Here is a 20,640-nt window from a genome sequence, read left to right as displayed (position 1 = left end):
TCAGCGATCTCCGCCTCGATCTGGGCCTGTGTCTCGGCCTGCCTTGCGCTCATGGTGCGCGACCTCCCTGTGCTGTTGTGGGTGCTGCCCTGCCAGCGCTGCGTGACTCGCGCCGTGGTGCTGCTCCACGATAGCCGCTCCCGGCTGCTCCGCCCGCAACCGGAGATAGGGTCGGGGCGTGACTGACCGGGCTGCCGCGACCACGCGTCGTACGACGTTGGGCGTGGCGCTGGGCGGTCTCGTGACGGTCGCCGGGTGTGACGCGGTGAGCGATCTCTCACCGCGTGACGACACCTCCCCCTCCACCGCCGGGGCCTCCCCCACGCTGCCCCCCGCGGACGCCGACGCCGAGCTCGTCGACCGTGTGGTGCGAGACCTCGAGACCACCCTCGAGGCGGTGCCCCAGGGACGCGGGCTCCAGGACCGGGTCGCTGACCTGCGGGACATGCACGCCGCCCACCGCGCCGCGCTGACCGGTCGGCAGGACTTCTCCTTCGCCACGTCCGGCACGCCGCTGCCGCGTGCGGAGGCCCTGCGCCGGATCACCCGGCTCGAGCGCGCGCACCAACGACGGCTCGAGGTCGCGACGCTCGAGGCCCGCAGCGGCTCGCTGGCCCTGCTCCTGGCCCAGATGTCGGCCGCGGTGGCCCAACGGCTCGCACTCCTGCCGACGGCACGCGAGGGGGCCGCATGAGCGAGGTCCAGGCCCTGCAGACCACCCTGGCCGCCGAGCACGCCGCGGTCTACGTGCTCGGGCTGCTCGGCGGTCGGACCTCGCAGTCGGCCAGCCCCGGTCTCTTCACCGCGCTGAACGATTCCTATGCCACGCACCGGGGGCGTCGTGACCACCTCACCCGCACCCTCACCGACCTGGGCGTCGTCCCCGCACCCAGCCAAGCGGCGTACGACGTGCCCTCCGACGTGGGCACGCCCGAGGCCGTCACCCGTGAGGCCCTGGCGCTGGAGCGCTCCTGCGCGACGACCTACGCGTTCCTGGTGGGCAGCACCACCGGCGACCTGCGCGCCTGGGCGATGCGCGCCCTGCAGATGACAGCGGTCCGCTTGCTCGTCTTCCGAGGAACGCCCGAGATGTTCCCCGGAGAAGACGAGCAAGCGGACCGTTGAGGCCTGGGACAGAGGCCGGGTGGAGGGACTGCCTGGGTGGGATAGGCAGTGGGTGTCCCTCCACGAGAAGCATGCAGCAGCGCTGACCCGGGCGGCACCTCCAGCGCAGGACACATTCGTGCATTGCAAGAACCTGCAAGAAGTGATCGCCGGGGCCGTGACGCGTCAGGCCCGGTAGGCCGCCCACATCTGCGCGGTGCGGGTGCTCTGACCGGCGGAGAACTGGTCGTAGCAGCTGTCGAAGGAGTAGTCCATGTAGTTGTGGATCGGGTCGAGGCCCGGCAGCGCGCAGGAGTCGCGGCCCTCAGGGCACCCGTTGGTCGGGCTGTCCTGGGCGGGGGTGTCGCTCACCTCGTCGTTGGTGGCCGTGCAGCCGCCCTGGAAGGTGTGGTAGAGCCCGAACCAGTGGCCGGCCTCGTGGGTGGCGGTCTCGCCCAGGTTGTAGTTGGTGGCGGTGCCGCCGGGCAACGAGGAGTACTGCACGCGGATGCCGTCGATGCCCGGGTTGCGGGCGTAGTCCCAGGGGAACGTCGCGATGCCCAGGTAGTTGAAGTCGACCAGCCAGATGTTGAGCGCGTTGGCGCCGCCCTTGCGGGTGGCCTTGCGGTACTTGGTGCTGGAGCCGTCGCGGTGCCAGGTGTCGTTGTAGAAGCGGTCGGTCTCGGCGAGGGTGAAGCTGAAGCCGGTGTCGGCGGCCGAGGCGGACTCGCCGCCGGCGAAGGTGGTGTTGAGCACCTGGACCTGCTGGGCGATCTGCGCGTCGGTCACGTCACCGGCGCCGTTCTTGGCGGCCATGACGTGGACGTAGACCGGGACGGTCACCCCGGCGGCGGCGACCGCGGAGGGGCTGGGCGTGCTCTTGCGCGCCAGCAGCGCCCGGGTGCGGGCGGCGATGCGCTCCTGCTCGGCGGACGTGATCTCGCGGTGGTCGGCCTCGCGACCGCCCTTGGCTGCGGCAGCGGCGCCGGGCTCCACGCAGATCGGGCCACGGTCGGGCGAGGGGGTCAGGGCCGAAGCACCGACGGCGGTGAGGGAGAGGGTCGCGGCGCTGAGGGTGCTCAGGGCCAGGAGACGCAGTCCGAGTGTGCGCATGGAGGTCGTCCGTTTCGTTCGTGCTGCCGGCCGAGCGCCGACGGCTCCGCCGACCTTGGCGCCCCGAGGCCCCCCAGCGCTAGATCCTCGCGCTGCGAGAACCTGCGCTGCACGAACCTGCAGAAATGTGCCTCACCAGCCGGAGACGATCCCGTGGACGTCCGCGAGGTCGTGGGCGACGGCGTCGGGCTCCCCCTCGGTGTGCCCCACCTGCGAGGTCGGGATCGCGCTGTGCGGGACGTGGATCGCCCGGAGCCCGGCGTTGTGGGCGCCCCAGATGTCGTCGAAGAGGCGGTCCCCCACGTAGACGCAGCGGCTCGGGTCGCTCACCCCGACCGCGTCCATCGCGGCCTGGAACGCCAGCGGCGACGGCTTGGTCCACGGGATCTCGCTGGAGTAGACGTCGCCGTCGATCAGGTGGCGCACGCCGTCGCGCTCGAAGATCTGCTCGTGGAAGGCCCGGGGCCAGATCGTGTTGGACAGCACGCCGACCCGGAGCCCGTCGGCCCGGAGCGCCTCCCAGAGCGGGCCGACGGCCTCGTCGGTGTAGGTGTGGGGCTCCCAGAACTCGTAGTAGTGCCGCAGCAGCTCCGGGTCGTGGGCGAGGCCGGCCTCGGTGAAGAGGTCCGCCACGGTGGAGCTCTGCTGGTGGTCGCGCGAGCGACCCCAGATGATGTCACCGGCGGCGTGCAGCCGGGCCCGGGCGGCCTCGGTGTCGTCGTGGTCGACGACGGCCTGGGCCAGGGCCAGCGACTCGGCGTGGAAGTCGATGTCGTGCCAGCGGGTCAGCGTGCCGCCCCAGTCGAAGATGACCGCCTCGATCGTCATGCGCGCATGCTAGCCACCGGTGCCGCCACTCCCACCAGCCTCGCCCCGGGTCGGCGGGAGGTTCTCCACCTCCACGACAGACAGGTCGCCGGCCGGCTCGAAGCCCCAGACCTGGCCGTAGAACGACAGCTCGGACTCCAGCGCGCGCACCCGGTTGGCGACCTGGCGGAAGCCGTGCCCCTCCCCCTCGAACATCACCAGCGCGACCGGCAGGCCGCGCTCGCGGACGGCGGCGGCCATCGCCTCGGCCTGCACGGGCGGGACGACCCGGTCGTCGGTGCCCTGGAGCAGGATCAGGGGTGCCGCGAGCCGGTCGACGTCGCGCAGCGGGGAGCGCGCCTCGTAGACCTCGCGCCCCGACGGCCACGGCGCCACCAACCCCCAGGGGTAGCGCGACTCGAGCTTGTGCGTGTCGAGCACCAGGGCGGTCAGGTCGCTGATCCCGAAGTGGCTGGCGCCCGCGGTGAAGACGTCGGTGGTCGTCAGGGCCCGGAGCACGGTGAAGCCCCCGGCGCTCCCACCGGTGATCGCCATGCGGGTGCCGTCGACGCGGCCGGTGTCGGCGAGGTGGCGCGCCCCGGTCGCGGCGTCGGCGACGTCCGCGATCCCCCAGACGCCGTCGAGGCGCCGGCGGTAGGCGCGCCCGTAGCCCGTGGAGCCCGCGTAGTTGACGTCGAGCACGGCGAAGCCGCGCGAGGTCCAGAAGGCGCGGTCGGCCGTGTGGGCCGGGATCGCCGCCGACGTCGGTCCCCCGTGCAGGGTCACGACGAGGGGCGGCAGGTCGCCGTCGGGCGCCGACACCGCGGCGTTGGCGGGCGGGTAGAGGAAGCCGTGAGCCGTGGCGCCGTCGTCGCTGGTCCAGTCGACGGCCTCGGGCAGGCTCACCAGCCCGGGATCGACGGCCGCCCAGGCCAGCCCGCCCACGGGTGTCGTGGTGCCGTCGCGCAGGTCCACCGTGACGAGCTCGGCCGGCCGGTCGGCGAAGCACGCCTGGCAGACGACGTGGTCCGGCCCGAGCACCCGGACGTCGACGACGAAGGTCAGCGGGCTCGCCACCGCGCGGGACTCCCCGGTCGTCGGGTCGAGCACCGCGAGGTGGTGACGGCCGGCCGAGGTGACGGTCGTGACGAGGCGACCGTCGGCCAGCACGTCGTACGACGACTGGTCGGGGCGCCAGCGCGGCTGGCCGTGGTCGAGCTCGAGGTCGTGCAGCGCGTGGGGCTCGGGCGGGCCGGTCGTCACGTCGACCACCTGGTGCAGCGACCAGCCGGTGACGTCGCTGAGGTAGGTCAGCCGCTGGTCGTCGAGCCAGCGCGGCTGCTCGAGGGACTCCTGCTCGCTGCCCGCCACGAGCCGGACGTCGTGCAGGTCGCCGGCGTCGTCGAGGTCTCCGACCCACAGCCAGGTGCCGTCCCACGCCATCCGCGGGTGGTTCCACGAGAGCCAGGCGAGACGGCGCCCGTCGGGCGAGAGCACGTGGTCGGCCACGAAGTCGGGCGGCGAGTCCACGTCGGCGGCGAGCTCCTCGGGCGCGTCGAGGGGCCGGATGCGACCGGCCACGAGCTCGGTGCCCGGGTCGTCGGTGCCGTCGAGGTCCAGGCGGACCAGCGACGTGACGGGCTCGGCGTCGGGGTCCCGCTGGTCCTCGCGCAGGCAGAAGACCGCGCGGCGGGCCGGGTCGACGCGCAAGCAGGAGAAGCGCAGCGCACCGCCCACGTCGGGCGTGATGGGCCGAGGCGCCTCGCCCGGCGCGACGCACCACACCCGCTGGTCGCCGAACACCGTGTAGACGACCGTGTCGGCAGCGGCGCCGACCTCGCCGCCGCCGTACTCGTGGAAGCGCGTGCGCACGTCCTGCCCGGGCAGCGACAGGTCCTCCGTCACGCCGTCGCGCAGCCGGACCAGGGTGGTGCGGCCGTCGTCGGCGGGGCGGGCCTCGAGCCAGAGCAGGGTGTCGCCGTCGACCCGGGCACCGGAGCGTCGCGTGGAGCTGGTGTGGACCTGACGGGCCGAGAGGGGCGAGGGCCAGGCGCCGAAGGGCACCGGCTCGTGTGACGGGGTCTCCATCGCACCACCCTAGGCTCGGCGACGTGCCAGGGATCGGGGAGCTCGCGGAGGGACCGCTGCACGCCGCGGTGAAGCAGTGGCTGTCCCGGCCGGGCGACGCGGTCGAGGTGCCGGTCGGGCGGTGGGTGGTCGACCTGGTGCGCGCCGACGGGGAGCTGGTCGAGATCCAGACCGGTGGTTTCGGTCCGCTCGGCCCCAAGCTCGACGGTCTGCTCGACGAGCACCGGATGCGGATCGTGCACCCCGTCCCCGCCGTGCGGCGCATCGTGCGGGTCGACGCCGACGGCGTGGTCCTCTCCGAGCGCCGCTCCCCCAAGAAGGCCGGCGTGCTGGAGGTCTTCGACAAGCTCGTGGCGTTCCCGTCGCTGATCGGCCACCCCCACCTCGTGGTCGAGGTGCTGCTGTGTCGCGAGGACCACGTGCGAGCGCCGGCCCCCACTCGGAGCCGGTCAGGTCGGCGCACCCGCGATCCCGGGGTGCGCCACCTCGCCGAGGTCGTGGGGCGCCACGAGCTGCGCCAGCCGGCCGACGCGCTGGGCCTGCTGGGCGCGGCCCTGCCGACCGAGCCGTTCTCGACCGCGGAGCTCGGCGCCCTCATCGGGGCGCCGACCGTGCTGGCGCAGCGGGTCGCCTACTGCCTACGCCTGATGGAGCTCATCGAGCCCGCCGGCCGGCGCGGGCCGACCCCGCTGCACCGCGTGGTCTGACCCGCCCGACCTGAGCAGCCCGGCCTGAGCAGCCCGACGGGTCAGCTGCGGACCAGCGAGACCAGGTGGGCCACGACGGTGTCGGCGGCGACGTTCTCCTTCTCGCCGCTGCGGCGGTCCTTGAGCTCGACGGTGCCGGTCTCGGCGAGGTCGCGGCCCACGACGACGATCGTCGGGACCCCGATGAGCTCGGCGTCCTTGAACTTCACGCCGGGGCTGACCTTGCCGGCGCGGTCGTCGTAGAGCACCTGCACGCCGGCGGCGTCGAGGTCGGAGGCGATCTTCTCGGCGGCCGCGAAGATCTCGGGTGCCTTGCCCGCCGCGATCACGTGGACGTCGGCGGGGGCGACGTTGCGCGGCCAGCACAGGCCGGACTCGTCGAGGGTGCCCTCGGCGATCGCCGCGACGGCGCGCGAGGGACCGATGCCGTAGGAGCCCATGGTCACCGTGACGAGCTTGCCGTTCTCGTCGAGCACCCGCAGGTCCAGGGCGTCGGCATACTTGCGGCCGAGCTGGAAGATGTGGCCCATCTCGATGCCCCGGGCCGACTCGAGCGAGCCCTCGTCGCAGCTGGGGCAGGCGTCGCCGTCGCGTACGTCGGCGGCCTCGATCGTGCCGTCGGGCGTGAAGTCGCGCCCGGCGACGAGGTCCAGCACGTGGCTGCCGGCGACGTCGGCGCCGGTGACCCACCGGGTGCCCTCGACGACGCGGGGGTCGACGAGGTAGCGGATCTCGGAGGCGCTCTTCTCACCGAGCGCGCCGGGACCGATGTAGCCCTTGACGAGGGCGGGGTGCTTCTTCAGCTCCGCCTCGTCCATGGCCTCGACCTCGATCGGCTCCAGCTGTCCCTCGAGGCGCTTCTGGTCGACCTCGCGGTCGCCGGGTAGGCCGATGGCGAGCGGCTCGCGGGTGCCGTCGGGGTGCTTGAGCACCACCAGGACGTTCTTGAGCGTGTCGCCGGCGGCCCAGGGCCGGTCCTCGCGCGGGAACGCCGCGTTGAGGTGGTCGACCAGCGAGTCGATGGTGGGTGTGTCGGGCGTCTGCTCGGCGTGGGCGGCGGGCACGTCCTCGTAGGGCACCGGCACGGGGGTCCGGACCTGCACGGCCTCGACGTTGGCGGCGTAGTCGCAGTGCGTGCAGCGCACGTAGGTGTCCTCGCCGACGTCGGCGCGTGCGAGGAACTCCTCGGACTTCGATCCACCCATCGCACCAGCGGTCGCCTTGACGATGACGTACTCGAAGCCGAGGCGGTCGAAGATCCGGATGTAGGCGTCACGGTGCTTCTGGTAGCTCGCGTCGAGCCCGGCGTCGTCGACGTCGAAGGAGTAGGAGTCCTTCATGACGAACTCGCGACCGCGCAGCAGGCCCGCGCGGGGTCGAGCCTCGTCGCGGTACTTGGTCTGGATCTGGTAGATCGAGAGCGGCAGGTCCTTGTAGCTGTTGTAGAGGTCCTTCACCACGAGGGTGAACATCTCCTCGTGCGTGGGCCCGAGCAGGTAGTCGTTGCCCTTGCGGTCCTGCAGCCGGAAGATGCCGTCGCCGTAGTCGACCCAGCGACCGGTCGCCTCGTAGGGCTCCTTGGGCAGCAGCGCGGGGAAGCTCAGCTCCTGCGCGCCGATCCCGTCCATCTCCTCGCGGATGATGGCCTCGATCCGGCGCAGCACGCGCAGGCCCAGGGGCAGCCAGGTGTAGATGCCGGGAGCGGCGCGACGGATGTAGCCCGCCCGCACCAGCAGGCGGTGGCTCGGGACCTCGGCGTCCGCGGGGTCCTCTCGCAGGGTCCGCACGAACAGGCTCGACATCCGCATCATCATGCGGGTCAGGCTACTGGCGCGTGCCGGACCACCGCGAACCAGTTGCCGCTCAGGCGCCCTTCGTCGCGGCGTACGCCGCCTTGAGCATCGGCCACTGCAGCGGAAGCCGACCGATAGCGACTGCCTTGAAGCCGGTGTTGCGAGTCTTCGTCGAGTCGATGGCCATCTTGACGTTGGCGGGGTAGACACCGAGCAGCAGCGCGATGCTGGCCCAGCCGGCCAGCGTGCGGGTCTGCGGTGCGAGCAGTCCCGCGGACAGAGCGATCTCAGCGACGCCACTGCCGAGGATGACCTCGCGGTGCCGCGGCACCCAGCTCGGCATGATCTGCTCGTAGACGTCAGGCTTGGCGAGGTGGATGGTGCCGCTGACGGCGAAGATGCCGGCCAGGACCTTGGTGCTCGGAGAGATGCTCACGGCCGTGATCCTAGGGCGCTGCCGGGTGCGCCGCTCAGAACATGACGGTGGAGAACCGGGTGGTCTCGCGGAAGCCGACCGCCTTGTAGGCCTTGCGGGCCGGCTGGTTCCACTCGTTGACGTAGAGCGAGACGTGCGGCGCGATCTCGGCCCGGACGTAATCCACCACCGCCGCCATGCCGGCGATCGCCAGCCCCTCGCCGCGACGGTCCGGCGGCACCCACACCCCCTGGATCTGGGCCGCGTGGCTCGTCGCGCAGGCGACCTCGGCCTTGAAGATCACGCGCCCGCCCTCGAAGCGGGCGAAGGACCAGCCCCTGCTGGTGAGCTGGGTGACGCGCGCGCGGTAGAGGTCGGAGTTGCCACCGAGCTCGGGAGAGACCCCGACCTCCTCGGTGTACATCGCCACGCACGCGGGATAGAGCGCGGCCATGTCCTGCCGGGTCGTGCGACGCACGAGGTGGTCCGGCTGCACCAGTGGCGGACCGTCGATCACCAGGTGGGGCTGGAGCCAACGGACCTCCCGCGGCTTGCCCCAGCTCTGCGAGAGGGAGTTCCACAGGACCTGCACGGCGTCGTGGGGACCGACGATCGTCGAGACGCTGCGGCTGCGCGTCATGGCCCGCTCGGCGAACGCGCGGGCGTCCTCGGCGGTGGCCTGGATCGGCACCAGGTTGGCGCCGACGTGGCAGGCGGCCACGAGCTCCCCGTCGACGAAGCGACCCCACACCTCGCCCCCCAGCCAGCGAGGCTCCAGGCTCGTCGTGCGCGCCCGGTAGAGGGCGAAGACGTTGACCACCGGGTCCTGCTGCGCGAGCGCCACGAAGGCGTCCAGGTCGGAGGTCCCCAGGGCACGGACGCCCTGGCGTGTGGTCTGCACGCGGAGACTCTACGGGTCGACGGCGGGCGTGGTGGACCGGTCGCCCGACTCCTCCCCGGATGAGGTGAGGACGGCGCGTCGCAGGGGCGAGGTCCAGGCCACCAGCACCGCGACGACGCCGAAGGACGCGAGGACCTCCATCGTCGCCACCGTCCCGAGCGCGCCCACCAGCACACCGGCCAGGACCGCTCCCCCGGTCCACCCCAGTCCCCACGAGAGCATCCGTCCGGCGGTGTTGACCCGCCCGAGCAGGGGCTCCGGCGTGACGACCTGCCGGTAGGACACGGCGTTGATGACGATCACCGTGTAGGCCACCGACCACACGGCGAGCGCCAGGGCCGCCGCCCACCACACCGGCACGAGGGGTACGACGAGCCCCGCGGCCGCGCTGAACGGCAGGGCCACCAGGGCGATCCGCTCGGGCGAGCTGCGCCGCAGGAGCCGCGGGAGGGCGCTCGCGGCGAGGAGCCCGCCGACCGCCCAGGCGCCGTACACGAGCCCGAAGCGGAGGCCCTCGGTGCCGACGTCGAGGCTGCGGTCGATCCACACCACCATCAGCGCCACGAACCCGCCTCCGGCCAGGCACTGGAGCGTCCCGACGATCGTCATCGTGCGGACGCCGGGATGGCTGACGAGGAACGCGAGGCCCTCGCGGATGTCCTTCAGCAGAACCGTGGTCGTGAGCGGCGGGTGCTCGCGGGTCGCGTCGTGCATCGGCCGGGTGATCGACGCGACCAGCGCCGCCGATGCGGCGAAGGTCAGCGCGTCGAGCACCAGCAGGTCGGCCGGGGCGAGCAGCACCAGGGTGAGGCCGACGGCAGACGGCAGCAGGATCTCGTTGAGGCTCTGGGCGCCCCACGCGATCGAGTTGGCCTCCGCGATCCTGCCGCGGCCCACGAGCGTCGGGATCGCCCCGAAGACGGCTCCGTCGAAGAAGACCCCGAGCGTCGGGCCGAGGAAGGCGACCACGAGCACGTGGGTCACCGTCACCTCCCCCAGCCAGTGCGCCAGCGGCAACGTCGCCACGAGCCCGGCCCCCAAGACGTCGGCGACCACCATGACCGTCCTGCGGTTCCACCGGTCCGTGAGCGCCCCCGCCACGAGCCCGAAGACGAAGTAGGGCGCCGCCTCGCAGGCCGCCACCAGTGCGGTCAGGGACGCCGACCCGCTGATCCGGTAGACCAGGATCGGCAGCACGATCAGCGTGATGATGTTGCCGGCGCCCGACAACGTGCGCGCCACGAGGTAGCGGACGAAGGCCGGGTCACGGAGCACGCTCTGCTCAGGTGCCGCCGCCGTCATCGCGACCTCCTTTCGCCCCGCGCCGTGAAGAGTCGGTCCGTTCGCCGGTCGAGCCCGACGAGCACCAGCGAGGAGGCGTCGAGACCCCTCCAGCCCGGCGCGGACGGGGACGTCAGCTGACGGTGACCTGGGCGCCGCCGCCCTCGACGGCCTCCATGCCCTCGGCGATGCGCATGGCCTCCTCGATGAGCGTCTCCACGATCTGCGACTCGGGCACGGTCTTGATGACCTCGCCCTTGACGAAGATCTGGCCCTTGCCGTTGCCGGAGGCGACCCCGAGGTCGGCCTCGCGCGCCTCGCCGGGACCGTTGACGACGCAGCCCATCACGGCCACGCGCAGCGGGACCTCGAGACCCTCGAGGCCGGCGGTGACCTGCTCGGCCAGGGTGTAGACGTCGACCTGGGCGCGACCGCAGCTGGGGCAGGAGACGATCTCGAGCTTGCGCGGGCGCAGGTTGAGCGACTGGAGGATCTGGATGCCGACCTTGACCTCCTCGACCGGCGGGGCAGAGAGGGAGACACGGATGGTGTCGCCGATGCCCTTGCTGAGCAGCGCGCCGAAGGCGGTGGCCGACTTGATCGTGCCCTGGAAGGCGGGGCCGGCCTCGGTGACACCGAGGTGCAACGGCCAGTCGCCGGCCGCCGCGAGCAGCTCGTAGGCGCGGACCATGACGACCGGGTCGTTGTGCTTGACCGAGATCTTGAAGTCGTGGAAGCCGTGCTCCTCGAAGAGGCCGGCCTCCCAGACGGCCGACTCGACGAGTGCCTCGGGGGTGGCCTTGCCGTACTTCTCGAGCAGGCGCGGGTCGAGCGAGCCGGCGTTGACGCCGATCCGGATCGAGGTGCCGCGGTCCTGGGCGGCCTGCGCGATCTGCTTGACCTGGTCGTCGAACTTGCGGATGTTGCCCGGGTTGACCCGGACCGCCGCACAGCCGGCGTCGATCGCGGCGTAGACGTACTTGGGCTGGAAGTGGATGTCGGCGATGACCGGGATCTGCGAGTGCTGGGCGATCTGGGCGAGCGCGTCGGCGTCGTCCTGGCTGGGGCACGCGACACGCACGATGTCGCACCCGGTGGCGGTCAGCTCGGCGATCTGCTGGAGCGTGGCGTTGACGTCGGAGGTGAGCGTCGTGGTCATCGACTGGACCGACACCGGCGACTCGCTGCCGACGCCCACCTTGCCGACCTGGATCTGACGGGTCTTGCGGCGGGGCGCGAGCACGGGAGGCGGCGCCTCCGGCATTCCGAGGCTGATGGCGGTCATGCCTCCAGCCTACTGACCGGGCGCGGAGCGTCGTCAGTTGCTGCGCGCGACGTGCACGGAGAGGTCCTGGGCCCACGTCCCGTCCGTGGCGACGAGTCCGTAGTAGCCGCGCTCCAGGGCAGGAAGACGCACCTCGCCGGTGCCGTCGTCGGCGATGGTGACGTGGCGCACGAGGAACGGCTTCACCTCACCATCGCCGACGACCGAGACCGTCACCTCGGCGCCCGGCTCCCAACCCGCGAGCGGGACCGGGGTGGGGGTGCCGGCCTCGGGGGCCAGGTAGGCCTCGGACTCGTCGCGCTCGCCGGTGCTCATGTCGACGGGGACCATCCCCACGGTCGGGTCGTAGCCGGGGACGTCGCTGATCACCACGGCGACCGACTGCGTGCCCTCGCCGGGCTGCTTGGCATCGGTGACCTGGACGACGTAGACGCCCTGGTCGAGGCCCGAGGTCGGGCAGGCGTACGTCGAGGGGTTGCGGTCGTAGTCGCAGGTGACGAGTCCGGGGGCGTCACGGTCCTGGTCGAGGTCGATCGCCTCGAGCGCTCCGCGGGGGCCCTCGGGAGCGGGGGCCAGCGTGACGGTCATGGTGCCGTCGGGGTTCTCGACGACCCCGGTGACGTCCTCGCCGGGGGCCCAGCCGATCTCGTCAGCGTTGATCCCGAGCGGGGTGTCCGCGAATCCCCCGAGGAACGAGTCGCAGGCACTCAGGGAGCCGGCGATGCCGAGGGCGAGGACGGGGAGGACGAGGAGACGACGCACAGTGGAGGAAGTCATGCGACCAGCCTCACGTCGGCAGCCGTAGCGGTCGTGAGCCGTCGTACTCAGGTGGTGGGGGGTGCGGGCTCGGATCAGCCCGGCCCCCGTCGAGGTCAGCCCTGGAGGCTGAGCGGCACCACGAGGTCGCCGATGATCAGCACGACGCCCATGACGAGCATCGCCGAGGCGACGACGTAGGCGATCGGCAGCAGCTTGGCGGCGTCGACGTAGCCCGGGTCGGGGCGGCGCCGCAGGCGGGCGATGCCGCGGCGCGCCCACTCCCAGGCGGCGCTGGCGATGTGGCCACCGTCGAGCGGGAGCAGCGGCAGGAAGTTGAACATGCCGATGAAGAAGTTGAAGCCGGCGATGAGCATCAGGAGGTAGACGGTCTTCTCGGTGACCGGGAACTGGTCGCTGGAGACGGTCTCGCCCGCGAGTCGTCCGCCACCGACGATGCTGACGGGGCCCTCGGGGTCGCGCTCCTCGAGGCCGACGATGGCCTGGGCGACGTCGAAGACCTTGACCGGCAGGGTGCCCAGCGCCTTGACCGTCTCGACGGTCATGTCGCCCATCTGGTCGAGGGTGTAGATCGGGCCGCCGGTGGTGGTGACGATCTCGACCTCGGGGGTGACACCGAGGAAGCCGACCTCGCGCAGGGTCTCGTCGGTCTCCGACGTCGGACGCGCCTCGACCGTCGTCGACGTGGTGCCGCTGAGCTGCTGACCGTCGCGGACGTAGGCGATCGTGGCGTCACCCGCGGCGTTGTCGCGGATCAGCTCGCGCAGCTGCTCCCAGTCGGTGACCACGACGCCGTTGAAGGTGGTGACCTGGTCGCCGGGGCGCAGGCCGGCCTCGAAGGCGGGGCTCGGCGGGTCCTGGGCGGTGCAGTCGCGCCCCTCCTCGGTGAAGGGGATGACGCACTCGGAGACGGTGCTGATGACGGGGGCGCCCTTGACGACCTCGACGGACTGCTGGCCGTAGGTCGCGAAGACGCCCCAGAAGATGAAGAAGGCGATCAGCAGGTTGACCGTCGGGCCACCGGCCATCACGACGATCTTCTTCCAGGAGGCCATCTTGAAGAACAGCCGGTCGTTGTCCTCGGGGCCCACGAGCTCCCACTCGGCGGCCCGGGCGTCGGAGATGAGCTGGGTGAACATGCCGGTGTTGGACTTGCGCACCCGGGTGACGGTGTTGCCCGCGGCGTCGACGGCGACCTCGTCGGCCAGCTCGTGCGCGCCGGGCGGCAGCATCCCGACGATCTTGACGTAGCCGCCGAGGGGGATCGCCTTGACGCCGTACTCGGTCTCGCCGACCTGCTTGCTCCACACCGTGGGCCCGAAGCCGATGAAGTACTGCGTGACCTTCCCGCCGAACCTCTTCGCCGGGATCATGTGGCCGAGCTCGTGCAGGCCGATCGAGACGAGGATGGCGACGACGAAGATGACGACGCCGAGAAGGTAGTAGAGCGCGGTCACGCGGGTCTCCCGATCAGGCTGCTGGTCTCGGTGCGGGCCCAGGCGTCGGCGGCGAGGATGTCGTCGACGGTGAGTCCCTCGATCGAGGGTACGTCGTGGCGCGCAAGGACGGCAGCGACACTGCTGACGATCTCGTCGAAGCGCAGCCTCCCGGCGCGGAAGGCGTCGACGCACACCTCGTTGGCGGCGTTGTAGACCGCGGGCGCGGTGCTGCCTCGCTCCCCCGCCTCACGGGCCAGCGACACCGCCGGGAAGGCCTCGTGGTCGAGCGGGTGGAACTCCCAGGTCTCGGGCCTGGTCCAGTCGACCGCAGGGGCCGCATCGGGCACGCGGTCGGGCCAGGACAGCCCCAGCGCGATCGGGATCATCATGGTGGGCGGGCTGGCCTGGACCAGCGTCGAGCCGTCGACGAACTCCACCATCGAGTGGACGACGCTCGTCGGGTGCACGACCACCTCGATCCGGTCGAAGGGGATGCCGAAGAGCAGGTGCGCCTCGATGACCTCCAGGCCCTTGTTGACCAGGGTCGCGGAGTTGATCGTGATGACCGGTCCCATGTCCCAGGTCGGGTGGGCCGCCGCCTGCTCGGGCGTCACGTCGGCGAGCTCCGCGCGCGAGCGGCCGCGGAACGGTCCGCCGCTGGCGGTCAGCACGAGTCGGCGTACCTCCTCGGGGCGGCCGCCCCGCAGGCACTGGGCGATCGCGCTGTGCTCGGAGTCGACCGGGACGATCTGGTCGGGACGCGCGCGCTCGAGGACCAGCGGGCCGCCCATGATGAGCGACTCCTTGTTGGCGAGCGCGAGCGTGGTGCCCGCGTCGAGGGTCGCCAGGGTGGGGCGCAGGCCGACCGCCCCGGTGATGCCGTTGAGCACGACGTCGCACGGCCGGGCGGCGGCCTCGGTGGAGGCCTCCTCGCCGAGGCCCGAGAAGGCCGGTGCGAACTCCGCGACCTGCTGCTCGAAGAGGTCGGGGTTGGACCCGCCCGCGGTCAGCCCGACGACGCGGAACCGGTCGGGGTTGGCGCGGACCAGCTCCAGGGCCTGGGTGCCGATGGAGCCGGTGGAGCCGAGGACGACGACATCACGACGAGTCACGGGGAGAAGTCTCCCGCACTTCTCGCCAGGATCATGGATTCGTCGCCCTGGGGCCCTGTCACTGCGGAACCGGTGGGATTAGGGTTCTCCCATGACTGAAACAGCCGTCGGAGGACCGTCCCTGCCCCAGGAGCGCCGGCTCGTCACGGCCATCCCCGGCCCCGAGTCGCAGCTGCGGCTGCAGCGCAAGAAGGAGCACGTGGCCGACGGCGTCGGGACGACGCTGCCCGTGTTCGTCGTCGCGGCCGGTGGCGGCGTGCTGGTCGACGTCGACGGCAACTCGCTGATCGACCTCGGCTCGGGCATCGCGGTGACCTCGGTCGGCAACGCCGCACCGGCCGTCGTACGACGGGTGAGCGAGCAGGTCGCAGCGTTCACGCACACCTGCTTCATGGTGACGCCGTACGACGGGTACGTCGACGTCTGCGAGGCCCTGGCCCAGCTCACGCCGGGCGACCACGCCAAGAAGTCCGCCCTCTTCAACTCCGGCGCCGAGGCCGTGGAGAACGCCGTCAAGATCGCCCGCGTGGCGACCGGCAAGGACGCGGTCGTGGTGTTCGACCACGCCTACCACGGGCGGACCAACCTGACGATGGCGATGACGGCCAAGAACATGCCCTACAAGCACGGCTTCGGGCCGTTCGCGGGCGAGGTCTACCGCGCTCCGATGTCCTACCCGTTCCGCGACGGACTGTCGGGCGAGGAGGCCGCAGCGCGGGCGATCGACGTGATCGAGAAGCAGGTCGGGGCCACCAACCTCGCCTGTGTGGCGATCGAGCCCATCCAGGGCGAGGGCGGCTTCATCGTGCCGGCGCCGGGCTTCCTGCCGGCCATCGCCGCGTGGTGCCGGGCCAACGACGTGGTCTACATCGCCGACGAGATCCAGTCGGGCTTCTGCCGCACCGGCGACTGGTTCGCCAGCGACCACGAGGGCGTCGTCCCCGACCTGGTCACCACGGCCAAGGGCATCGCCGGCGGGCTGCCGCTGGCGGGCGTCACCGGCCGTGCCGACCTGATGGACGCCGTGCACGCCGGTGGTCTCGGCGGCACCTACGGTGGCAACCCGATCGCGTGCGCGGCGGCCCTCGGGGCGATCGAGGAGATGCGCGAGCACGACCTCGGCGCCCGGGCCCGCGAGATCGGCGTGACGATGGCGGGCCGCCTCGCGGACCTCCAGGAGACCTACGCCGTGATCGGCGACGTGCGCGGTCGCGGCGCGATGATGGCGATCGAGCTGTGCACGCCGGGGACCACCGAGCCGGACGCCGCCCGGGCGGCTGCCGTGGCGTCGTACTGCCACGCCCACGGGGTCGTCGTGCTCACCTGCGGCACGTGGGGCAACGTCTTCCGCTTCCTGCCGCCGCTGTCGATCTCCGACGCGCTGCTCGGTGAGGCCTTCGACGTGGTCGCCGAGGCGTTCGCCGCGACGGCCTAGGAGCCGGGGCCGGGGCCGGGCCGGGCAGGGGCGCTGGCTGGAGCCCACGACGCGGCGCGGGAACGACCAGGCTGCGCCGCGCTGTCGGGTCGTGTGCCTCCGACCGCGGTGCAACGCTGTCTGCGGCACACGACTGAAGCCACGGACTCCACGATCAGCAGAGCCCGAGTCGGCGCGATGTTGCACGGGCTGCAACACTGCGCCGACTCGGCGTGCTCCTGCGTGCCTAGCGCGACTCGCGGAACGGCTCGTCGCTGTGCGCCAGGTCGACCTGGACCCGCGGGTCGTCGGCGTCGGCGTAGTAGTCACCGGGCTCGGTGGCGTCCGTGCCGTTGGAGACCTTGGCAGCGTTGAGGACCAGGGTCAGCGCGACCGTGATCAGCAGGTTGAGCGCGAAGGCCGTGACCGCGATGTAACCCAGGTCGCCGATGCCCGGGATGATGTCGAGCGAGCCTCCGAAGCGCTTGCCGGTCGCCGGGTTGACGACCTGGTAGGCCTGGATCGTGCCGTAGACCATGCCGGCGGCCCAGCCCACGAGCAGCGCCTTGCGGTGGAACCAGCGCGTGTAGAGGCTGAAGACGATCGCGGGGAAGGTCTGCAGGATCCAGATCCCGCCCAGCAGCTGGAAGTTGATGGCGTTCTGCTTGTCGAGCGTGAGCACGAAGACCAGCGCGAAGCCCTTCACCACCAGCGACATCAGCTTGGAGACCTTGGCCTCCTGGGCCGGGGTGGCGTCCTTGTTGAGCCACTCCTTGTAGATGTTGCGCGAGAACGTGTTGGCTGCCGCGATCGACATGATCGCCGCCGGCACGAGCGCCCCGATCGCGATCGCCGCGAAGGCGACGCCGGCGAACCAACCCGGGAAGAAGTCCTCGAAGAGCTGCGGGATCACCAGCTGGGGGTTCTCCTTGCCGTCGAGGCCGATCGGCTTGGTCCCGGCGGCGATGGCCACCCAGCCGAGGAGGGCGAGCAGCCCGAGGACGAAGGAGTACGCCGGCAGCAGGGCCGCGTTGCGGCGCACGGTGTTGCGGCTGCTGGAGGACAGGCTCGCGGTGATCGAGTGGGGATACATGAAGAGCGCGAGGGCCGAGCCCAGGCCGAGCGTGGCGTAGGCCCAGAGCTGACCGTCGCCGGGGATGTAGGACCCGGTGGGGGCCCCCGTGACCTCGTTGGTGGTCGCCATCTTCTCCTCGGCCGCGCCGAAGATGTTGTCCCAGCCGCCGACCTGCGAGGGGAGGTAGACGATCGCGACGACGATGACGAGGTAGATCAGGATGTCCTTGACGAACGCGATGACCGCCGGGGCCCGCAGGCCCGAGGAGTAGGTGTAGGCCGCGAGCACGGCGAACGCCACGAACAGCGGGGCGTCCTTGGCGACCCAGTTGTCGCCGCCGCCGACGCCGGCCACCTCGAGCACCGCCTGGATGCCGACGAGCTGCAGCGCGATGTAGGGCATGGTCGCGATGAAGCCGGTGACGGCGATGGCCAACGAGAGCGAGCGGTCGTCGTACCTGCCGCGGACGAAGTCGGCGGTCGTCACGTAGCCGTGGCGGTGGCTGACCGACCACAGCCGCGCCATGAAGACGAAGATGATCGGGTAGAGCATGATCGTGTAGGGCACTGCGAAGAAGCCCGACACCGCACCGGTGGCGTACATCGCCGCCGGCACGGCCACGAACGTGTAGGCGGTGTAGAGGTCGCCCCCCAGCAGGAACCACGTAACCCAGGTGCCGAACTTGCGCCCGCCCAGGCCCCACTCGTCGAGGGTGTTGAGGTCGGGTGCGCGGCGGAACCGCGAGGCCATGAAGCCCAGGACGGTCACCAGCAGGAAGAGCGCGATCAGCACGACCAGCGCGGTGGTGTTGACCCCACCGCCGGTCACGAGCGGCGTCATCGCGGCTTCCTGGCCGAGAGCGTGAGCTTGTAGGCCGACCAGGTCATGGCCGAGCACAGGAAGACCCACGCGAACTGGTACCAGAAGAAGAACGGGAAGCCGAAGAGCTCCGGGCCTTCCTTGGCGTAGATCGAGACCCACAGCAGGGCCACGACGGGGATCAGGAGCAGCACTCCGGCTGCTGTCATCTTGCGCATGTCGGTCTCCGGCACGGCAGGCGTGTCGGACCGTTGGTCATTCCCGAGACTCATGGGGCCGGACGCTACCTGTGATGGCCGTTACCTCTTGACGCGTGTCAACGACTCCGGTCCAATCAGCAGGTGACCTTCGACGTGATCATCCAGGGCGGCCGCTGGTTCGACGGGACGGGGGCGGCCTCGGCCGTGCGCGACCTCGGGATCAGGGACGGCGTGGTGGTCGAGATCTCCGCGACCCCGCTCGACACGACCGGCTGCCCCGACGTCGTCGACGCCCGCGGTCAGTGGGTGCTGCCCGGCATGGTCGACATCCACACGCACTACGACGTCGAGGTGCTGCGCGACCCGCACCTGCCGGAGTCGCTGCGCCACGGCGTCACCACGATCCTGCTCGGCTCGTGCTCGCTCTCGACGATCCACGTCGGCGGCGTCGACGCCGGCGACCTCTTCGGCCGGGTCGAGGCGATCCCCCGCCAGCACGTGATCTCCGCCGTCGACGAGGCCAAGACCTGGAGCTCGGCGAGCGAGTACGTCGACGCCCTGGAGTCGCTCCCCCTCGGGCCCAACCTCGCCGCCTTCATCGGCCACTCCGACATGCGCACCGCGACGATGGGCCTGGACCAGGCCACCCGCAAGGGCGTCAAGCCGTCGCGGCGCGAGCAGCAGCGCATGGAGGACATGCTCACCGAGGCGCTCGACGCCGGCTTCGTCGGCATGTCGGCCCAGCAGCTGCTCTTCGACAAGCTCGACGGCGAGGTCTGCCGCTCGCGCACCCTGCCCTCGACCTACGCGAAGTGGCGCGAGATGCGCGGCCTGCGCCGGATCCTGCGCGAGCGCGAGCGCGCGCTCCAGGCCGGGCCCGACGCCAGCCACCCGCACACGATCGTCACCCAGGCGTTCGGCTCGATCGGGGTGGGCTCGGCCAAGCCGCTCAAGACCAGCCTGCTCTCCGCCGCCGACATCAAGGCGATCCCCGGGATCATCCACCTGATGCGCCTGCTGGCCGCCGTCTCCAACCGCCTCGGTGGCGACTTCCGCTGGCAGCACCTGCCGGTGCCCTTCGAGGTCTACGCCGACGGCATCGACCTGGTCATCTTCGAGGAGTTCGGCTCCGGCGCCGCCGCCCTGCACCTCTCGGAGAAGATCGCTCGCGACGACCTGCTGCGCGACCCGGCCTACCGTGCGGCGTTCCGCAAGGACTACGAGAGCAAGTACGGCCCCCGCGTCTGGCACCGCGACTTCTTCGACGCCGAGATCATGGAGTGCCCCGACGCCTCGGTCATCGGCAAGTCCTTCGGCCAGGTCGGCGTCGAGCGCGGCGGTCTGCACCCGGTCGACGCGTTCCTCGACCTCGTGCTCGAGCACGGCACGTCGATCCGGTGGCGCACGACCATCTCGGGCCACCGACCCCACATCCTCAAGAAGATGGCGGCCAGCCCCGGCATCCAGATGGGCTTCTCCGACGCCGGCGCCCACCTGCGCAACATGAGCTTCTACAACTTCGGCCTGCGCCTGCTCAAGCACGTGCACGACGCCGACCGGGCGGGCAAGCCGTTCATCACCGTCGAGCACGCCGTGCACCGGCTCACCGGCGAGCTCGCCGAGTGGTACGGCATCGACGCCGGGCACCTGCGCGTCGGTGACCGCGCGGACCTCTTCGTCCTCGACCCGGCCCACCTCGACGACACGCTCACCGACTACGCGGAGGCGCCTGTCGCGCAGTACGACGGCCTGTCCCGCATGGTCAACCGCAACGACGCCACCGTGCCGCTGGTGATGGTGTCCGGGCGCGTGGTGTGGCGCGACGGCGAGGGGACCGACGTACTCACGCAGGAGCGGACGGGACAGTTCCTGCGCGCGGGCGAGGCCGGCCCGGCCGTCATCCCCCCGGTGACGACCGGGCCTGCCAGGCCCGAGACCAGTGCCGTGCCGGTGGCGGCTACAGCTCCTTGATGCCCCACGGGCTGCCGTAGGCGGTCAGCAGGTCGAGGAACGGCACGGCGTCGAAGGCCTCCGGGCCGAGCACGCCGGCACCGCTCCAGACACCGGTGGCGAGCAGCTCGAGGGCCACGACGGGGTTGATCGCGGTTTGCCAGACGACGCACTGGTGGCCGTACTCCTGCATCGTCCACTCGTTGTCGACGACGTGGTAGAGGTAGGTCGACCGCGGCTGGCCCTGCTTGTCCTTGCCCGTGACCCACAGGCCCGCGCAGGTCTTGCCCTTCATCCGCGGGCCGACTCCTGCCGGGTCCGGCAGCACGGCGGCGACGACGTCGCGCGGACTGACCTCAC

Annotated in this window: 20 protein-coding genes; 6 read left to right on the top strand and 14 right to left on the bottom strand. The window is 71.5% G+C overall.

Annotated features, from left to right (window positions below):
• The 3 genes from AAG827_RS18955 to AAG827_RS18945 form a co-directional block, all read left to right on the top strand.
• Positions 1-186, top strand: a 186-nt coding sequence (locus AAG827_RS18955; protein WP_341927778.1) for a hypothetical protein, incomplete at its 5' end; no start/stop codon positions are given.
• Complete coding sequence (locus tag AAG827_RS18950) at positions 179-694, top strand: hypothetical protein (protein WP_341927777.1); 516 nt, start codon at positions 179-181, stop codon at positions 692-694. The genes AAG827_RS18955 and AAG827_RS18950, both read left to right, overlap by 8 nt.
• Positions 691-1,125 (top strand): ferritin-like domain-containing protein, encoded by a 435-nt coding sequence (locus AAG827_RS18945; protein WP_341927776.1) that lies wholly within the window; start codon positions 691-693, stop codon positions 1,123-1,125. The genes AAG827_RS18950 and AAG827_RS18945 overlap by 4 nt, the downstream gene beginning before the upstream one ends.
• A gap of 165 nt (positions 1,126-1,290) precedes the next feature.
• On the opposite strand, the gene AAG827_RS18940 is transcribed toward AAG827_RS18945, so the two are convergent.
• The 3 genes from AAG827_RS18940 to AAG827_RS18930 form a co-directional block, all read right to left on the bottom strand.
• Positions 1,291-2,217, bottom strand: a complete 927-nt coding sequence (locus AAG827_RS18940; protein ID WP_341927775.1) for a zinc metalloprotease — start codon at positions 2,215-2,217, stop codon at positions 1,291-1,293.
• 132 nt (positions 2,218-2,349) lie between these two features.
• On the bottom strand, positions 2,350-3,045 hold the full coding sequence (locus AAG827_RS18935; RefSeq protein WP_341927774.1) for an HAD family hydrolase: 696 nt from the start codon (positions 3,043-3,045) through the stop codon (positions 2,350-2,352).
• Positions 3,046-3,054: 9 nt separating this feature from the next.
• Positions 3,055-5,112: a prolyl oligopeptidase family serine peptidase gene (locus tag AAG827_RS18930; protein WP_341927773.1), complete on the bottom strand. Its 2,058-nt coding sequence runs from the start codon at positions 5,110-5,112 to the stop codon at positions 3,055-3,057.
• A gap of 23 nt (positions 5,113-5,135) precedes the next feature.
• On the opposite strand from AAG827_RS18930, the gene AAG827_RS18925 reads away from it, so the two are divergent.
• Entirely contained in the window at positions 5,136-5,819 is a 684-nt protein-coding gene (locus AAG827_RS18925; RefSeq protein ID WP_341927772.1) for a hypothetical protein, read from the top strand.
• A 41-nt stretch (positions 5,820-5,860) separates the two neighbouring features.
• Here AAG827_RS18925 and AAG827_RS18920 read toward each other — a convergent pair whose 3' ends face one another.
• The 8 genes from AAG827_RS18920 to AAG827_RS18885 all read right to left on the bottom strand — a co-directional run bounded on the left by AAG827_RS18920 (position 5,861) and on the right by AAG827_RS18885 (position 14,822).
• Entirely contained in the window at positions 5,861-7,633 is a 1,773-nt protein-coding gene (locus AAG827_RS18920; RefSeq protein ID WP_341927771.1) for a proline--tRNA ligase, read from the bottom strand.
• 49 nt (positions 7,634-7,682) lie between these two features.
• On the bottom strand, positions 7,683-8,048 hold the full coding sequence (locus tag AAG827_RS18915) for a hypothetical protein (protein WP_341927770.1): 366 nt from the start codon (positions 8,046-8,048) through the stop codon (positions 7,683-7,685).
• Between the two features lie 34 nt (positions 8,049-8,082).
• A complete protein-coding gene (locus tag AAG827_RS18910) occupies positions 8,083-8,928 on the bottom strand; it encodes a GNAT family N-acetyltransferase (protein ID WP_341927769.1) in 846 nt (281 codons plus the stop codon).
• A gap of 9 nt (positions 8,929-8,937) precedes the next feature.
• The gene (locus tag AAG827_RS18905) at positions 8,938-10,230 is read right to left on the bottom strand and encodes an MFS transporter (RefSeq protein ID WP_341927768.1); all 1,293 of its coding nucleotides are present in this window, start codon (positions 10,228-10,230) and stop codon (positions 8,938-8,940) included.
• A 112-nt stretch (positions 10,231-10,342) separates the two neighbouring features.
• Positions 10,343-11,494: a flavodoxin-dependent (E)-4-hydroxy-3-methylbut-2-enyl-diphosphate synthase gene (gene ispG, locus AAG827_RS18900; RefSeq protein WP_341927767.1), complete on the bottom strand. Its 1,152-nt coding sequence runs from the start codon at positions 11,492-11,494 to the stop codon at positions 10,343-10,345.
• A 33-nt stretch (positions 11,495-11,527) separates the two neighbouring features.
• Positions 11,528-12,271 (bottom strand): hypothetical protein, encoded by a 744-nt coding sequence (locus AAG827_RS18895; protein WP_341927766.1) that lies wholly within the window; start codon positions 12,269-12,271, stop codon positions 11,528-11,530.
• A gap of 95 nt (positions 12,272-12,366) precedes the next feature.
• Positions 12,367-13,728, bottom strand: coding sequence for a site-2 protease family protein (locus AAG827_RS18890; protein ID WP_341927765.1), 1,362 nt, complete (start codon positions 13,726-13,728; stop codon positions 12,367-12,369).
• Complete coding sequence (locus tag AAG827_RS18885) at positions 13,725-14,822, bottom strand: 1-deoxy-D-xylulose-5-phosphate reductoisomerase (RefSeq protein ID WP_341927764.1); 1,098 nt, start codon at positions 14,820-14,822, stop codon at positions 13,725-13,727. Before AAG827_RS18885 ends, AAG827_RS18890 begins: the two co-directional genes overlap by 4 nt.
• 91 nt (positions 14,823-14,913) lie before the next feature.
• Here AAG827_RS18885 and gabT point away from each other — a divergent pair, with 91 nt between their 5' ends.
• Entirely contained in the window at positions 14,914-16,257 is a 1,344-nt protein-coding gene (gene gabT, locus AAG827_RS18880; protein WP_341927763.1) for a 4-aminobutyrate--2-oxoglutarate transaminase, read from the top strand.
• A 226-nt stretch (positions 16,258-16,483) separates the two neighbouring features.
• Here gabT and AAG827_RS18875 read toward each other — a convergent pair whose 3' ends face one another.
• Together AAG827_RS18875 and AAG827_RS18870 are read right to left on the bottom strand one after the other, a co-directional pair.
• On the bottom strand, positions 16,484-18,151 hold the full coding sequence (locus tag AAG827_RS18875) for a sodium:solute symporter (RefSeq protein WP_341927762.1): 1,668 nt from the start codon (positions 18,149-18,151) through the stop codon (positions 16,484-16,486).
• A complete protein-coding gene (locus tag AAG827_RS18870) occupies positions 18,148-18,402 on the bottom strand; it encodes a DUF3311 domain-containing protein (protein WP_341927761.1) in 255 nt (84 codons plus the stop codon). Before AAG827_RS18870 ends, AAG827_RS18875 begins: the two co-directional genes overlap by 4 nt.
• A 69-nt stretch (positions 18,403-18,471) precedes the next feature.
• Here AAG827_RS18870 and AAG827_RS18865 point away from each other — a divergent pair, with 69 nt between their 5' ends.
• Positions 18,472-20,301, top strand: coding sequence for an amidohydrolase family protein (locus AAG827_RS18865; protein WP_341927760.1), 1,830 nt, complete (start codon positions 18,472-18,474; stop codon positions 20,299-20,301).
• Here the strand turns inward: AAG827_RS18865 and AAG827_RS18860 are convergent.
• A partial coding sequence (locus AAG827_RS18860; protein WP_341927759.1) for a saccharopine dehydrogenase C-terminal domain-containing protein occupies positions 20,288-20,640 on the bottom strand: 353 nt, incomplete at its 5' end. The genes AAG827_RS18865 and AAG827_RS18860 overlap by 14 nt on opposite strands.

Source organism: Nocardioides psychrotolerans (assembly GCF_943371775.1).
In the GTDB taxonomy this organism is placed as follows: Bacteria; Actinomycetota; Actinomycetes; order Propionibacteriales; family Nocardioidaceae; genus Nocardioides; species Nocardioides psychrotolerans_A.
The sequence above is the reverse complement of the archived record's forward strand: the minus strand, read 5'-3'. Positions and strand labels throughout refer to the sequence as shown.